Source organism: Pseudomonas sp. SG20056, assembly GCF_031764535.1.
GTDB lineage: Bacteria > Pseudomonadota > Gammaproteobacteria > Pseudomonadales > Pseudomonadaceae > Aquipseudomonas.
This window is the reverse complement of sequence record NZ_CP134499.1, coordinates 89,293-104,414: the sequence shown is the minus strand read 5'-3', so window position 1 is coordinate 104,414 and position 15,122 is coordinate 89,293. Positions and strand designations below refer to the sequence as shown.

At 61.8% G+C, this 15,122-nt stretch carries 15 protein-coding genes; 5 read left to right on the top strand and 10 right to left on the bottom strand.

The features are described from left to right. Positions 1-34: 34 nt before the first annotated feature. Entirely contained in the window at positions 35-961 is a 927-nt protein-coding gene (locus RHP75_RS00455; protein ID WP_311092009.1) for an AEC family transporter, read from the bottom strand. 92 nt (positions 962-1,053) lie between these two features. On the opposite strand from RHP75_RS00455, the gene RHP75_RS00450 reads away from it, so the two are divergent. After that, complete coding sequence (locus RHP75_RS00450) at positions 1,054-1,458, top strand: GFA family protein (RefSeq protein ID WP_311089986.1); 405 nt, start codon at positions 1,054-1,056, stop codon at positions 1,456-1,458. Here the strand turns inward: RHP75_RS00450 and RHP75_RS00445 are convergent. From RHP75_RS00445 to RHP75_RS00405, 9 genes are all read right to left on the bottom strand, one after another. Beyond that, the gene (locus RHP75_RS00445; RefSeq protein ID WP_311089985.1) at positions 1,455-3,407 is read right to left on the bottom strand and encodes a DUF4105 domain-containing protein; all 1,953 of its coding nucleotides are present in this window, start codon (positions 3,405-3,407) and stop codon (positions 1,455-1,457) included. The two genes, RHP75_RS00450 and RHP75_RS00445, sit on opposite strands and share 4 nt — an antisense overlap. Further along, a complete protein-coding gene (locus RHP75_RS00440) occupies positions 3,404-3,724 on the bottom strand; it encodes a DUF2388 domain-containing protein (protein ID WP_311089984.1) in 321 nt (106 codons plus the stop codon). The genes RHP75_RS00445 and RHP75_RS00440 overlap by 4 nt, the downstream gene beginning before the upstream one ends. Before the next feature lie 105 nt (positions 3,725-3,829). Beyond that, entirely contained in the window at positions 3,830-4,147 is a 318-nt protein-coding gene (locus RHP75_RS00435) for a DUF2388 domain-containing protein (RefSeq protein ID WP_160014014.1), read from the bottom strand. Positions 4,148-4,227: 80 nt separating this feature from the next. After that, positions 4,228-4,434 carry a DUF1127 domain-containing protein gene (locus tag RHP75_RS00430; protein WP_311089983.1) on the bottom strand — a complete coding sequence of 69 codons (207 nt, stop codon included), beginning with the start codon at positions 4,432-4,434 and terminating at the stop codon, positions 4,228-4,230. A 265-nt stretch (positions 4,435-4,699) separates the two neighbouring features. Continuing rightward, entirely contained in the window at positions 4,700-4,915 is a 216-nt protein-coding gene (locus tag RHP75_RS00425; RefSeq protein WP_311089982.1) for a DUF1127 domain-containing protein, read from the bottom strand. A 381-nt stretch (positions 4,916-5,296) separates the two neighbouring features. Next, on the bottom strand, positions 5,297-6,733 hold the full coding sequence (locus RHP75_RS00420; protein WP_311089981.1) for an NAD(P)(+) transhydrogenase (Re/Si-specific) subunit beta: 1,437 nt from the start codon (positions 6,731-6,733) through the stop codon (positions 5,297-5,299). Further along, positions 6,733-7,047 carry an NAD(P) transhydrogenase subunit alpha gene (locus tag RHP75_RS00415; RefSeq protein WP_257776317.1) on the bottom strand — a complete coding sequence of 105 codons (315 nt, stop codon included), beginning with the start codon at positions 7,045-7,047 and terminating at the stop codon, positions 6,733-6,735. Before RHP75_RS00415 ends, RHP75_RS00420 begins: the two co-directional genes overlap by 1 nt. 14 nt (positions 7,048-7,061) lie before the next feature. Beyond that, positions 7,062-8,183 carry a Re/Si-specific NAD(P)(+) transhydrogenase subunit alpha gene (locus RHP75_RS00410; protein ID WP_311089980.1) on the bottom strand — a complete coding sequence of 374 codons (1,122 nt, stop codon included), beginning with the start codon at positions 8,181-8,183 and terminating at the stop codon, positions 7,062-7,064. 554 nt (positions 8,184-8,737) lie between these two features. Further along, a complete protein-coding gene (locus RHP75_RS00405; RefSeq protein WP_311089979.1) occupies positions 8,738-9,646 on the bottom strand; it encodes a LysR family transcriptional regulator in 909 nt (302 codons plus the stop codon). Between the two features lie 183 nt (positions 9,647-9,829). On the opposite strand from RHP75_RS00405, the gene RHP75_RS00400 reads away from it, so the two are divergent. From RHP75_RS00400 to RHP75_RS00385, 4 genes are all read left to right on the top strand, one after another. After that, positions 9,830-11,008 carry an acyl-CoA dehydrogenase gene (locus tag RHP75_RS00400; RefSeq protein ID WP_257776320.1) on the top strand — a complete coding sequence of 393 codons (1,179 nt, stop codon included), beginning with the start codon at positions 9,830-9,832 and terminating at the stop codon, positions 11,006-11,008. A 131-nt stretch (positions 11,009-11,139) separates the two neighbouring features. Then, positions 11,140-12,363, top strand: a complete 1,224-nt coding sequence (locus tag RHP75_RS00395; protein WP_311089978.1) for a CaiB/BaiF CoA-transferase family protein — start codon at positions 11,140-11,142, stop codon at positions 12,361-12,363. A gap of 84 nt (positions 12,364-12,447) precedes the next feature. Continuing rightward, a complete protein-coding gene (locus RHP75_RS00390) occupies positions 12,448-14,337 on the top strand; it encodes a sensor histidine kinase (RefSeq protein ID WP_311089977.1) in 1,890 nt (629 codons plus the stop codon). Further along, positions 14,334-15,014 carry a response regulator transcription factor gene (locus tag RHP75_RS00385; RefSeq protein ID WP_311089976.1) on the top strand — a complete coding sequence of 227 codons (681 nt, stop codon included), beginning with the start codon at positions 14,334-14,336 and terminating at the stop codon, positions 15,012-15,014. The genes RHP75_RS00390 and RHP75_RS00385 overlap by 4 nt, the downstream gene beginning before the upstream one ends. Positions 15,015-15,122 lie beyond the last annotated feature (108 nt).

The following is a 15,122-nucleotide window of genomic DNA, read 5'->3' as shown; positions in this document are numbered from 1 at the left end:
CCGACCGTCCGCCCGACCTTTCCTGGGATATGAGTCAGCCAGCCACCAGCAGCAACAATAGCGGCAAACTGGCCGCTGCCAGCAACGTCTGCAGAGTGATGATGCCGGCCATCAGCTGGCTGTCGCCGCCCAGTTGGCGGGTCAAGACATAGGCCGTTGGCGCAGTTGGCAGGGCAAAGAACAGCACCAGCACGGTGCTCTCCATCGCCGGCAGGTGCAGACCATAGGCCACCGCCCAAGCCAGCATCGGCATGCCCAGCAGACGCAGCAGGCTGTTCCACCCCAGGGCCGGAATCTCACCACCCAACTGTTCAGGTTTCAGTGCAGCACCCACGCAAAGCAGGCCCAGCGGCAGGCTGGCGGCAGCCAACAGACTGAGCAGCCGATCACTGCCGCCCGGCAGACCAAGGCCACTGAGGTTGACCAGCGCACCGCCGAGGCAGGCGAGGATCAGCGGATTCTTCAGAATCGGCAGCAACAGACTGCGCGCACTGACGCCACGTTCGGCGGTCAGCGACCAGACGGAGAGCACATTCACCGTTGGCACCATCAGGGCGAGCATGATGGCCGCCAGGGTCAGGCCTTCCTGGCCAAACAGGCTGCCCACCGCTGCCAGGCCGAGGTAAGTGTTGAAGCGCAGAATGCCCTGGCTAAATGCCCCAAAGCGCCCCGCCGGCCAGCCACGCAAACGCCGCACCAGTAACAGCGCCAGCCAGGCGATGCCCAGCGCCAGCAGCACGGCCAACCCCAGGCGCGGCAACGCCGGATTATCCAGCGGCGCCGTCGCCAGGCTGCTGAACAGCAGCGCCGGGAACAACATGAAATAGTTCAGCCGCTCAGCACCCGGCCAGAACGCCTCATTGGGGAACGCCCAGCGGCGCAGGTAATACCCGGCGACGATCAAGGCAAACAGCGGCCACAAGGCCAACAACAACTCCAGCACGGCAACCTCCAGCCACAGCTAAGCCGCCATCTTGAGCAGCCAACAGGGGTGACGCAAGGATGATGTCGGGATTAGGCTGGCTTACCTGCCCTTTGCGATGAGGACACGCCATGCCTGCTATTCATCAAGGTGGCTGCCAGTGCGGCGCATTGCGCTATCAGTTCGCGGCGCCACTGCAGGACATTGCCCACTGCCATTGCTCGATCTGCCGACGCAGTACAGGGGGCATCGTCACCACCTGGATCAGCGTGCCGCTGGCGAGCTTTGGCTGGCTAGCCGGCACACCGCGTGAGTACGCCTCGTCAGCCAGTTGCACGCGTTATTTCTGCGGGCAATGCGGCGCGCATCTGGCGTTGTTCACCCAGCTCAGCCCGGAGACCCTGGATGTGACCGTGGCGACGCTGGACGAGCCGGAGCAGGCCCCGGCGGATCGGCATATCTGGGTGCAAAGCCGTCTGCCGTGGCTGCACCTCGACCCGCAGCTGCCCGAGGAAGATCAGGAACTCATGGACTAGGGCAACTGCAGGCCACCGCCGGCTTTGTGCAGCGTACGCAGATGCTTGCCCAGTTGCGTCAAGTTGGCTTCAGTGGCCTGTAATTCGGCCAGGCGCGCCGGCTCCAACAGGGTGCGCACTTCCTGGTCGAGGTTGTCGCTGAGCTGGCGCAGTTGCTGCTGGCGCGCCTGGCTTTCGGTTTCCAGGCGCTGCCATTCGGCGCGCTGTGGCAGGCCGTAGCCACCTTCGAGCAACTCGGCCGGGCGACTGAGGAAACCGCTGCTGGCGAGGATCTGCTGCAGCGCGCCGCCGGCCTTGTTCAGCGTGGGATCAACGCCATCACGGCCGCTGAGGTAGCGGCGCTTGAGTTCATCCTGAGCCAATAACAGTTGCCGACGCAGTGCCGCCTGTTCGAGCAGCAACAGCGCCGCGCTGGTGCGCAGATCGGCGCGGTCAAACCAGGGTTGGCGCTGCTCCGCTGGCTGAGTCAGCCAGTCCTCAACCTGCGTTTGCTCAATCGGCAGCTGCGCCTGCAGCACGCTGAACATGGCCTGGTAACGGTCACGAAACGAGTCGAAGCGATAACCCAGGCGCAGAGCTTCGGCGGAGTCGTTCAGCACATTGCGGTCGGCCAAATCGCGCGCCACCAGGGTGTCGAGCAGGCCATTGGGCATGATGCTGTCGAGCGCGTGCAGACGCGGGTGCTGGCTGCCGCTGCGCAGCAGCTTGAGGGTTTCCACGGCGCAGTTGTTGGAGATAAACCAGTAGTCGCCGTCGTAACTCCAGTGCTGCTCGGCAGCGCGGGTCACCAGTTGTTCCAGCTGCATACGGTCCAGTTTGAGCGGTACCGAGGCCAGGCTGCGCAGCTCGACCTTGGTGTACTCCTCGATCACCTGCTCCAGCGGCAGAACGAACAGCCGCGACGGATACACACCGGTCAGACCATCCCAACTCGATAGCTGCACGTCGCCGACAAAGGCGCGGTAGGACAGCACCAGATGCTCCTGCAGATCCAGTCGACAATCCGGCCCACGCGGCCGACCAGGCGCACAAATCACCAGGCGCAGCATGCTGTGGCCCCAACGGCTGGCCAGCGCATCGTTGGCTTCGGCCAGCAGGTAATCCACCTGATAGACGCGCTGCGGGTCGATGCTGCCCAGTGGCTGGCGGGCAAAATTGCGCCCGGCATTCAGGTACGCCAGGCCTTCGGCGCAGGACTGCTGATTGGCCGGCGTCCAGGCGAAATGCGCGCTCAGGTAGCGCGCCAGCGAGGGGCGACGACAGGCGTAGCTGGGGTCGAGAAGGAAGTACTCCATGTTGACCGCGAGAAACTCGCGCGGGTTGCTCAGCTCGTAGCTGTCCGGGCTGCGCGCGACCTGATGATTGTCCGGCTCGCGCGCACCACGCCGGCCGACCTGCTGTGGCCAGCCGGCCAGGTCTAGCAGCAACGGATCATCACTCAGGGTAAAGCGCCGCGCCGTCTGCCCGCGGCAGTGATCCGGCAGGCCAACGGCGCCCAGGCTTTGCTCGCGCTGCCGACACTGGCGTTGCAACTGCCGGTCCGCCTGCGGCCAAAGCTGGGCACGGTCATATAGATGAGTGATTTCATGCAGCACGGTCGCCAACAACTCTTGGCGCACGCTGCCATGGGGTCGATTGGTCAGGGTGGTCGCGCTACTGCCGTCGCTTAACCCTGGCAGCAACGCGGCATTCAGTTCGATACCGCTGAAACGTCCGGCGCGGCCATACACCTGTGTAGGCAGATTGCGCCAACGCACGCTGACATGGCGATCGAGTTGTTGTTTGAGGCGTGGCGGCAAAGCGGCCAAGGCATCTTGCAGCAGTTGCTGGCTCGCCTGGCGTTCAACAGGGCTGAGCTTGGCATCCGCGAGCTGCAGGCGTAACTCGGCCTGGCTGCAGGTGCTGGCCAGTAACGCCAGCCCGAGCAGCCAGATACGCGGCCAACTCACAGTGCCAGGATGGCTTCGGCCAGTACCAGGTCGGAAGCGCCTTGCGCCTCAGGCACTTGGCTGCGGATGGCGCCGATGGCGGCCTCCAGCTGCGCACCACGGATTTGCCCTTGGCTGGCGACGAAGCTGGCCGCATCGTCGCGCGCTGCGAGCACGACTTTCGAATCACGTATGGAGGTGGTGGTATCCGAAGTGAAATCGAATGAACGATCCAACGCGCGCACGATGATATTGCTGGTCGCCACCAGGGTTTGCGCCTGTGCGGTGGCACTGAGCAGAACAATCGCGACCAGGGTACTGAACAAGATAGGGCGCATATGCATCTCCGATAATCGGCCATTACGTCGGTTGGACTGGCTTAGACGGGGCAGTGTGCCACACAGTTCCGCCAGCGCTTCTGGCTAAGCGCCGGCGGTGTGCGCTCAAAGGCTGAGGATGGCCGTCGCCAACTGCATATCGTCGCCCTGTAGGGTCGGCACCTGCTGACGGATATGCTGCAGAGCGGCCTCCAGGCGCACCCCACGGATGTCGCCCTGACTGGCGACAAACGCGGCGGCGTCATCGCGCGCGGCCAGCACAATCTTGTCATCGGTAAAGGACGAGGACACATCGGAGCTCGCTTCCGACGTTGCCCCGACGGCCCCGACCACCGCATCGGTGGTGACCACAAAACTGGTGGCGCTTGCCGTACCTGCCAGCGCCAGTAATGCAGCAAGGCTCAAAGTCTTTATTACATTCATATCCACACTCCTGAAAATGGCCCAACAGACAGGCTGGGTTCAGTGTAGACCCCGCTTGTACGGGTTGGTTGCCCGGCTGCTCAGCGCCAGAACGGCTTGGCCAACTCGGCCTGACGCTGCGCCTCGGTGATGCCTGCGTCGGCAAGCTGACGGCTATCGAGGCGCGCCAGTTGCCGGCGAGTACGCCTATTACGCTGCCAGCCACAGAGCGCGGCATAGGCGCGTAACCAGAGCGGGTGATCCACCTGAGTGTTTTGCGAGGGCTGATGCTTGAGCGTGCGTTCCATGGCGCAATTCCTTGTCAGAGACGAAAGAGGGCAACCTATGGTGCGCGCAAGCAGAGAGCAGGGTCAGAGACAGCACCTGAAAATTGTTATGGCGCAGTAAGCTTTTTACATGAACTGTACCGCTTAACAACACTGCAGACTGTTGCAGCCAGGCAACTGCCTGAGCACTTTTCTCGGCACATAAAAAGAAAGCCCCAGCACGCAGGGCGCTGGAGCTTTCAAAAATCCCATTAAGGGAGGAGCAGAAATCGGTGTCTGGCAGCAGTTAACGCCAGAAGGGCTTGCTCAGTTCAGCGTGACGCTGTGCTTCGCTGATACCGGCGTCTGCGAGCAGACGGGAGTCCAGACGAGCCAGCTGGCGGCGGCTAACAACGCGGCGCTGCCATTGCAGAACAGAAGCCAGCATGCGCAGCGGCAGAGCGGTGGAGCCGGTGGATTGGCTGTGATCGAAAAACAGGTCGGAACTGAGGGTACGTTCCATGGTGGTCATCCTTCCGCTTGTGGCGGGTCAGTGGTGTGTTGCGATGGGAGAATTATTGCCGTTGCCCCCACTTCGCTGTAGCCACAGCTGGATGAAATTGCAGCACAAATAGATAGTTTGCTTTGTAACTGTTTTGCCTGTTTTACACTCAACTGTACTGGCTATAAGTGCTTTAGCCTAAAAACGGTACAAAAGCAGATGAAAGACCTGCGGTTAGCACTTAGTTTCAGTGAAACCATATAGGTACAGTTTCAAATTGCACTTATGTGACAGCTGACCTGTTTTTCAGATTTTCCTCTAGCAAAAACACTTTCCTGATCGAACAGACAGAAAAAAGCCCGGCTAGCGAGCCGGGCTTTTTCTACAACGCAGCGGCGAGGTTTAGTCGACCGCTTTAACCATGTCTTCGATGACTTTCTTGGCGTCGCCGAAGACCATCATGGTCTTGTCCAGGTAGAACAGTTCGTTGTCCAGGCCGGCGTAACCGCTGGCCATCGAGCGCTTGTTGACGATCACGGTCTTGGCTTTATAAGCCTCGAGGATCGGCATGCCGGCGATCGGCGACTTCGGATCGTTCTTCGCCGCCGGGTTGACTACGTCGTTGGCGCCGAGCACCAGCACCACGTCGGCCTGGCCGAACTCGGAGTTGATGTCTTCCATCTCGAACACCTGCTCGTAAGGCACTTCAGCCTCAGCCAGCAGTACGTTCATGTGGCCAGGCATACGACCGGCAACCGGGTGGATCGCGTACTTCACGGTCACGCCACGGTGGGTCAGCTTTTCCGCCAGCTCCATCAGCGCGTGCTGAGCACGGGCTACCGCCAGGCCGTAGCCTGGAACGATGATCACGGTGTCGGCGTTGGTCAGCAGGAAGGCCGCATCGTCGCTCGAGCCGGACTTAACCGGACGAGCTTCCTTGGCACCGGCAGGACCCGCTTCTTCAGCCGCGCCACCGAAACCACCGAGGATCACGTTGAAGAACGAACGGTTCATCGCCTTGCACATGATGTAAGAAAGGATCGCACCGCTCGAACCCACCAGCGAACCGGCGATGATCAGCATCGAGTTGTTCAGCGAGAAGCCGATACCGGCCGCCGCCCAGCCCGAGTAGCTGTTGAGCATCGACACCACCACAGGCATGTCCGCACCACCGATCGGGATGATGATCAGCACGCCGATGATGAACGCCAGCACGGTCAGCGCGGCAAAGGCACGCACGTCGCCAGTGATGCTGTAGTAGATGCCCAGGCCAACGATGGCCAGACCAAATACCAGGTTCAGCATGTGCTGACCTTTGAACTGTACAGGTGCGCCCTGGAACAGGCGGAACTTGTACTTGCCCGACAGCTTGCCGAAGGCGATAACCGAACCGGAGAAGGTGATGGCACCAATAGCCGAGCCGAGGAACAGCTCAACACGGTTGGCCACCGGAATGGCGTCGCCCAGTGCAGCCACGATGCCCAGCGATTGCGGCTCAACTACAGCAGCAATGGCAATGAACACGGCAGCCAGACCGATCATGCTGTGCATGAAGGCGACCAGTTCCGGCATCTTGGTCATTTCAACGCGCTTGGCCATGATCGAGCCGGCGGTGCCACCGACCAGCAGGCCGACGATCACGTAACCGATACCTTGGGTAGCGAGTTCAGCGCCCAGCTTGTAGATCAGGCCGACGGTGGTGAGCACCGCAATGCCCATACCGATCATGCCGAACAGGTTGCCGCGACGCGACGTAGTCGGGTGCGACAGGCCCTTGAGCGCCTGGATAAAGCAGATCGAGGCGACGAGGTAGAGAACAGTGATCAGATTCATGCTCATCAGTGCTTCTCCACCTGCGCCTTAGGCGCTTTCTTCTTGAACATTTCCAGCATGCGCCGGGTTACCAGAAAACCACCGAACACGTTAACCGCAGCCAGTGCCACGGCCAGGGTGCCCATGGCCTTGCCCAGCGGGGTCACGGTCAGCGCAGCCGCCAGCATGGCGCCGACGATAACGATCGCGGAAATCGCGTTGGTTACCGCCATCAGCGGGGTGTGCAGGGCCGGGGTGACGTTCCACACCACGTGGTAGCCCACGTAAATGGCCAGCACGAAGATGATCAGGTTGTAGATGCCGTCAGAAATCATATCCATGAGCGGTGCTCCCCTTAGCCGTTAGTGCGCACGACGTTGCCATCGCGGCACATCAGGCACGCGGCGACGATGTCGTCTTCAAGGTTGAGGTGGAACTTGCCTTCGCCGTCGATGACCAGCTTGAGGAAGTCCAGCAGGTTGCGTGCGTAAAGCGCCGAAGCATCGGCCGGCACCAGGGCAGCCAGGTTGCTGTGGCCGACGATGGTTACGCCGTGCTTGACCACCACCTGCTCGGCTTCGGTCAGCGGGCAGTTGCCGCCTTGCGCTGCAGCCAGGTCGATGATCACCGAACCGGGCTTCATTTCCGCCACAGTGGCTTCATGCAGCAGGGTCGGTGCCTTGCGGCCCGGGATCAGTGCAGTGGTGATGACAATGTCAGCCTGCTTGGCGCGCTCGTGCACCGCCTTGGCCTGACGCTCCATCCACGACGCTGGCATCGGACGGGCATAACCGCCCACGCCCTGGGCGCATTCGCGCTCTTCATCGGTCTCGAACGGTACGTCGACGAACTTGGCGCCGAGCGACTCGATCTGCTCTTTCACTGCCGGACGCACGTCCGAAGCCTCGATCACCGCACCCAGGCGTTTGGCCGTGGCGATGGCCTGCAGGCCGGCAACACCGGCGCCGAGGATCAGAATACGCGCGGCCTTCACGGTACCCGCTGCGGTCATCAGCATCGGCATAAAGCGCGGGTAGTGATGCGCAGCCAGCAGCACGGCCTTGTAACCGGCGATGTTGGCTTGCGAGCTGAGCACGTCCAGACTCTGCGCACGGGAAGTGCGTGGGGCAGCTTCCAGGGCGAAGGCGGTCACGCCGCGAGCATTGATGCGCGCGATGGTCTCGTTGCTGAACGGATTGAGCATGCCCACCAACACAGCACCGGCCTTCATATGGGCCAGCTCAGCATCGGTCGGAGCGACCACTTTCAGCACCAAATCGGCGCCAAAGGCAGCAGCATCGTTACCGATAGCCGCGCCAACCGCTTCATAGGCGCTGTCCGGAATGCTCGCGCTCACGCCAGCACCGGTCTGTACAGTCACCTGATGGCCTTGGCCGATCAGCTTCTTGATGGTTTCGGGAGTTGCGGCAACGCGCGTCTCACCAGCATGGGTTTCGAGAGGAACACCGATGTGCACTTCAATTCTCCTGCGTGATCTTTTTGGTGAACCGGCGCACTGCGGGTGGCACGCGGGCATTGGGGAGGATCAGCACAAACCCGCTCAGGCTACAGTTGCACGATGGCGGGGCGCGGCATTTTGCAGGCGATAGCCATAGCCTTCAAGGCGTTATGAAGTAAAACCTTGTGATAACTACAAGTCACTGCATGACCTTACAGGCAGCTAATTCCTGCCAGCCCTTTTGGGGCAAGGCCTGTAGCGCATTCGCCGAAGCAAAATGCTGCTTGTGCATTCCTGAGACAAATACAGCGCCATCAGATCAACGGCGCCGTCAGCTTTTACGGGATAAACCGCTGTTTCATTGGGCTGCAGCGACGATTGTGTGCAAAAAATGCAACACGCAACGCCCATCAAATGCAGAGCAGGTGTAGCCATCCAGATAGCTGACTACGGGGTCAACATAACTCCGGCGCGCACTCTAGGCGGCCTGTCTCGCTAGGTAAAGTATTTTCCGACAAATTGCCGCCGAAGCTTTGACGGTCTTTTTCGCCAACAACCTGACAGGCCGTTGTCTATTTCAAGCCATTAGCCAGGGCATAGGCCTGGGCCTCGCGCACCAGCCAGTCACGCAGCAACAACAGCGCCGCCGACTCCAGCCTGCGCTCGGGGATCATCAGGTAATACGCCTTGTCGGTCGGCAGGCTGAGCGGCGCGGCAATCACCAAGCGACCTTCATCCAGCTCACGGCGAATCAGAAACGGCGGAATCAGCGCCACGCCCATCTCATGCATAGCCGCCTGGGCCAGCATGGAGAACAGCTCATAACGCGGCCCGGCCATATCCCGCGCAGTGTTCAGCCCCTGGGCATTGAACCACTGACGCCAGGCGTAAGGCCGCGTGGTCTGCTGCAACAGCGGCAGGCTGGCGATCTGCTCCGCGCTCAATTGCGCCTGCCCGGCAAGCAGCGCCGGGCTGCACACCGGCATCGGGTTCTCGCCCATCAGCAGATGCGCCTGGGTCCCGGACCAGTCGCCATCGCCGAAGTACAACGCCGCGTCGAACTCGGTATCGGCAAACAGAAAGGGCCGCGTGCGGTTGGTCAGGTTGACCGTAATCTGCGGATGCAGGCGCTGAAAATCCTTCAAACGCGGTAACAGCCATTGCGTGCCAAAGGTCGGCACCACCGCCAGCTCGATACTCATCGCGCCTTGCTGGCCCATCACCGCCAGGGTGTCGCGCTCCACCGCGTCGAGCTGCCCGGCCACACGCCGCGCGTAGGATTGCCCGGCTTCGGTGAGCAGCACGCCACGCCGCGAGCGACGGAACAGTTCGATATTGAGGAAAGCCTCCAGCGCGGCAATCTGCCGGCACACCGCGCCCTGGGTCAGACTCAGCTCCTGCGCCGCCTTGGTAAAGCTCTGGTGCCGAGCAGCGGACTCGAACGCGATAAGCGCGGCGGTGCTAGGGATCTTGCGGCGCATCTGTGCGTCACTCTCACTTTATTCGGTAAAAACTGCCGAATAAGCCTATCTCGAAGTGAGCAAACCGCACAATTGCGTGCGCAATACTCGTTTGCCTGCCTGCCACAAGCCGCCTAGGATCAATCCCACGCTTCGCGGGTGTTTATCCCCGCACCTTTACTGTCCTGATTCGAGGTTTCCCGCATGGCCAAGGCAAGCTTTAACTGGATCGACCCGCTGCTGCTCGACCAGCAACTGACCGAAGAAGAACGCATGGTGCGTGACAGCGCCCAGCAGTTCGCCGCCGACAAGCTGGCCCCGCGCGTGCTCGAAGCCTTCCGCCATGAGCAGACCGACCCGAAAATCTTCCGCGAAATGGGCGACACCGGCCTGCTCGGCGCCACCATCCCCGCCGAATATGGCGGCAGCGGCCTGAACTACGTGTGCTACGGCCTGATTGCCCGTGAAGTCGAGCGCATCGACTCCGGCTACCGCTCGATGATGAGTGTGCAGTCCTCCCTGGTAATGGTGCCGATCTATGAATTCGGCAACGAAGCGACCAAGCAGAAATACCTGCCGAAACTGGCCAGCGGCGAATACATCGGCTGCTTTGGCCTGACCGAGCCGGATCACGGCTCCGACCCAGGCTCGATGATCACCCGCGCGAAGAAGGTCGACGGCGGCTACCGCCTCACCGGCGCGAAGATGTGGATCACCAACAGCCCGATCGCCGATGTATTTGTGGTCTGGGCCAAGGATGACGCCGGCGAGATCCGCGGCTTTGTCCTGGAAAAAGGCTGGCAGGGTCTGAGCACCCCGGCGATTCACGGCAAAGTCGGCCTGCGCGCTTCGATCACCGGCGAAATCGTCATGGACAACGTGTTCTGCCCGGAAGAAAACGCCTTCCCCGATGTGCGCGGCCTGAAAGGCCCGTTCACCTGCCTCAACTCCGCCCGCTATGGCATCAGCTGGGGCGCCTTGGGTGCGGCCGAGTTCTGCTGGCACACCGCGCGTCAGTACACCCTCGACCGCAAACAGTTCGGCCGCCCGCTGGCGCAAACCCAGCTGATCCAGAAGAAACTCGCCGACATGCAGACCGAAATCACCATGGCCCTGCAAGGCTGCCTGCGCCTAGGCCGGATGAAAGACGAAGGCACCGCCGCGGTGGAAATCACCTCAATGATGAAGCGCAACAGCTGCGGCAAGGCCCTGGACATCGCCCGTATGGCCCGCGACATGCTCGGCGGCAACGGCATCAGTGACGAGTACGGTGTGGCCCGCCACCTGGTCAACCTGGAAGTGGTGAACACCTATGAAGGCACCCACGACGTCCACGCACTGATCCTGGGTCGCGCGCAGACCGGCTTGCAGGCGTTCTTCTAAGGCCTGCTCTGCACCGCACGCTTTTCTCCCCTCGCTATTGATGGGGGGAGAGGGCAGCGGTTGGCAGCGATTCTGCTCTCTCCCTAACCCTCTCCCGCAAGCGGGAAAGGGAACTTGTTCGTGAGGTTCTTATGCCCGGCGCCCTATCGCATATCCGCGTACTTGACCTGTCCCGCGTACTCGCCGGGCCCTGGGCCGGGCAGATTCTCGGCGATCTGGGTGCCGAGGTGATCAAGGTCGAACGTCCCGGCAGCGGCGACGATACCCGTCACTGGGGCCCGCCCTACGTGAAGGACGCTGAGGGCAACGACTCGCGCGAGGCGGCGTATTTCCAGAGCGCCAACCGCAACAAGCAATCGGTGACCCTGGATTTCACCCAGCCCGAAGGCCAGCGCCTGGTACGCGAGCTGGTACAGAACTGCGACGTGCTGCTGGAGAACTTCAAGGTCGGTGGCCTGGCGGCCTATGGCCTCGATTACGCATCCCTCAAGGCGCTTAACCCGCGCCTGATCTACTGCTCGATCACCGGCTTCGGGCAAAACGGGCCCTACGCCAAGCGAGCAGGCTATGACTTTATGATCCAGGGCCTCGGTGGGCTGATGAGCCTGACCGGCAAGCCCGACGGCGAGGAGGGTGCCGGCCCGGTGAAAGTTGGCGTCGCCCTCACCGATATTCTCACCGGCCTGTACGCCACGGTCGGCGTGCTCGCAGCACTCAACCAGCGCGAACAATCCGGCATTGGCCAGCATATCGACGTGGCGCTGCTCGACGTGCAAGTCGCCTGCCTGGCCAATCAGGCGATGAATTACCTGAACACTGGCGTCGCGCCCAAACGCCTGGGCAACGCTCACCCGAATATCGTGCCCTACCAGGATTTCCCCTCGGCCGACGGCAACTTCATCATTGCCGTGGGTAACGACGGGCAGTTCCGCAAACTTTGCGAGGTTGCCGGCCTTACGGCTTTGGCCGACGACCCGCGTTTTTCTTCAAACAAGGCCCGCGTCGCCCATCGCGCCGAGCTGATTCCGCTGCTGCGCCAAGCCACGGTGTTCAAGACCACTGCCGAATGGGTAACGCTGCTGGAAGCTGCCGGCGTGCCCTGTGGGCCGATCAACGACCTGGCCCAGGTATTTGCCGACCCGCAAGTACAAGCCCGTGGTCTGCGTATCGACCTGCCCAACAGCCTGGGCAGCACCACACCGCAAGTGGCCAGCCCCCTGCGCCTCTCGGAAACCCCGGTGCAATACCGCAACGCACCGCCGCTGCTCGGCGAACATACCGAACAGGTACTCACCCGCCACCTGGGGCTAAACGCCGAGCAGATCGCGGCGCTGCGTGAAGCGGGCGTGCTCTGAGTGGTGATCTAACCAACAGGCTTGGCGTTCTCGGGTAATCTCTGCCGGCAAACCACCCGCGCAAAACCGGCGAGGACACCCCACGTGCGACGCTACCTATGGCTGCTGCTGATACTGGGCCTGCAATCGGCGCTGGCGGCGCCACCCGCAGTGCCGCAGATGGCCGTACTGGAAGACGCCCAGCACAGTGAAACCCTGGCAAGCATTCAACAGCCAGACCGCCAGGCTTTGTTCAAGCCATTCGACAAGGGCTTTTCTGGTGGTTATAGCCGCAGCGTTTTCTGGTTTCGGCTAAGTCTGGCGCAGACGGATACGTTGCATGCCCGTGACGATCACTGGCTGCTGGAAATTCAACCGCCGTATCTGGACGATCTGCGCCTTTACCTTCCAGACCCACGGGCACCCGGGGGTTACAAGGAAGTGCGCGGCGGTGACTTACTGCCCCTCAACGAACGCCCCTACGCCTACCGCAGCACGGTATTTCGCCTGCCTCCTGAGGCATTACAAGGTGGCGAGTTATACCTGCGCCTGCACACCAGCAGCAGTTCCCTGCTGATCGCCAAACTCTGGAAGCAGGAAGATTTCCAGAGCGCCAAGATCAGTGAATACGGCGCATTCGGTCTGTACTACGGCCTGCTACTGACCCTGATTCTGCTGATGCTCTGGCAAGGCCTGTGGCGCAAGGACCAGCTGTTTCGGGCGTTCCTGCTGTATGCCGGCGGCATCATGCTGTTTATGCTCGGGGCCAATGGCCTGGCCTCGCAGTTCATCCTTCCTCAATACCCCTGGGTCGGTCACTACTGGACGCAGTACGGCAGCTTTCTGATGTACGCCAGCGGGGCTTACTTCTACCGCCTGGTGTTGCAGATCGACACCCGTACACCCTGGCTGAATCGCTGCTACAAGCTGATCCAGTACAGCCATCTGCTGCTCCTGCCGACCCCGGCACTGGGCCTGTATGTGGAAGCGGCAGGGCTCGCCGTCAGCCTGACACTGTTGATGATTGCCCTCGGCACCGTGCGCAGCATCGGCCTGTGGCGGGCCGGCAACCGCGCCGCCGGGTTATTGATCCTGGCCCACTTCGCCAGCCTGATGGGTGCGCTGTCGGCAGGCCTGGCTTTACTTGGCTGGTTACCCGGCGACCTGTGGCTGGTGCATGGTTTCCAGATTGGCAGCCTGGCCAGCATTCTGGCCTGCGCCCAGGTGATGGTCTGGCGGGTGCGCGCCATGGAGCGGCAATGGCGCGATGAACAGCTGCGCGCCCTCGGCTTCGAGCGGCAATCGCGCATCGAGCAGCAGGCACGGCGCTCCCAGGCCGACTTTATCAGCCTGCTCTCGCACGAAGTCAGAACGCCCTTGGCGATGATCGACGGTGCCGTGCAGTCGCTGCAGCTGATGGCCGATGCGCACCAGCCCGAAGTGCAGCAGCGCCACTCGCGCATACGTCGCGGCGTACGCCGCATCAATGACCTGCTCGAACACTTCCTGCACAGCGAACGGCTGGATGAGCCCGACCTGCGCATCACACCGCAATGGCTGGAGTGTCAGGCGTTCTGCAACCAGCTTATCCAGGATCAGCACCTTGCCCAGCGCGTACAACTGCACGTAGCCACGCCCAGCGTCTACGCCGACTCACACCTCGCGGCGATTGCCCTGGGTAACCTGCTGAGCAACGCCGGAAAATACTCTGCCGCTGACCAACCTATCGAACTGCACCTAACGCGCCAGGGCGACTGGTTCTGCTGCGAGGTTAACGATCGCGGCGGCGGCATTGCGGACGCACACCTGCCACATATCTTCCAGCGCTTCTATCGGGTACCTGGCGGCGGCGATGTCGACGGTTCCGGACTGGGCCTGTATATGGTGCGGCGCATCGCCGAACTGCATGGTGGGCAGATCAATGCCGAGCCTCGTGACGGCGGCGGCATGTGCTTCAAATTACTCCTGCCTTACCCTGAGGAGGCCAACCCGTGACCCGCATACTGGTTATCGAAGACAACCAGGACCTGCTGGAAGAACTGTGCTTTCAGCTGCGCCACCATCAACATGACGTGCTCGGCCTGCCAGACGGCAGCACCCTGGAGACGGCGCTGGCGAACTTCGCCCCGCAGTTGCTGTTGCTCGACCTGGGCCTGCCCGGCGAAGACGGCCTGAGCATCGCGGCGCGCATGCGCCAGCAGCACCCACAGCTGGGTATCGTCATGCTCACCGCTCGCACCCAGCTGCATGAACGTCTGCAAGGCCATCAGCAAGGGGCTGACCACTACCTGTGCAAACCAGTGGAGCTGGCCGAGCTGCTGGCGGTCATCACCAGCCTGAGCCGACGTTTGCCTGATGAAGCCGCACCACCCTGGCAATTGCGCCGGGCCGACAGCAGCCTGTTGTGTCCACAGGGCATAACCATCAGCCTCAGCCATAACGAAAGCCTGCTGCTGCACTGCCTGCAACAGGCCGCAGAGCACCAGACCAGCCGTGAAGAACTTATCCGCGCGCTCGGCGAAGACCCCTATCAGTATGACGAGCGCCGCCTGGAGGCCATGATCAGCCGTCTACGCCGCAAGATCAGTCAGGCCAGCGGCACTGAATGCCCGCTGAAAGCCTGGCGCAACAAGGGTTATAGCTTCTCTGCCCGGCTGCATAACAGCGCCTGAAATGTCAGCTTTGGTCAGGTTCGCAACCTGGCAAGTGGCTAGCATGCGTCAAAGGCTGTCTTGCGCGTTGTGCCTCCTGCGACAGCCTCGTTGCAGAGAGGAATACCG

Bases quoted from the DNA above. Each gene is read 5' to 3' on its own strand.
- RHP75_RS00450 (WP_311089986.1), top strand. From the start codon at position 1,054: ATGCCTGCTATTCATCAAGGTGGCTGCCAGTGCGGCGCATTGCGCTAT.
- RHP75_RS00420 (WP_311089981.1), bottom strand. From the start codon at position 6,733: ATGAGCATGAATCTGATCACTGTTCTCTACCTCGTCGCCTCGATCTGC.
- RHP75_RS00395 (WP_311089978.1), top strand. From the start codon at position 11,140: ATGCCCGGCGCCCTATCGCATATCCGCGTACTTGACCTGTCCCGCGTA.
- RHP75_RS00440 (WP_311089984.1), bottom strand. From the start codon at position 3,724: ATGCGCCCTATCTTGTTCAGTACCCTGGTCGCGATTGTTCTGCTCAGT.
- RHP75_RS00435 (WP_160014014.1), bottom strand. From the start codon at position 4,147: ATGAATGTAATAAAGACTTTGAGCCTTGCTGCATTACTGGCGCTGGCA.
- RHP75_RS00400 (WP_257776320.1), top strand. From the start codon at position 9,830: ATGGCCAAGGCAAGCTTTAACTGGATCGACCCGCTGCTGCTCGACCAG.
- RHP75_RS00405 (WP_311089979.1), bottom strand. From the start codon at position 9,646: ATGCGCCGCAAGATCCCTAGCACCGCCGCGCTTATCGCGTTCGAGTCC.
- RHP75_RS00425 (WP_311089982.1), bottom strand. From the start codon at position 4,915: ATGGAACGTACCCTCAGTTCCGACCTGTTTTTCGATCACAGCCAATCC.
- RHP75_RS00415 (WP_257776317.1), bottom strand. From the start codon at position 7,047: ATGGATATGATTTCTGACGGCATCTACAACCTGATCATCTTCGTGCTG.
- RHP75_RS00430 (WP_311089983.1), bottom strand. From the start codon at position 4,434: ATGGAACGCACGCTCAAGCATCAGCCCTCGCAAAACACTCAGGTGGAT.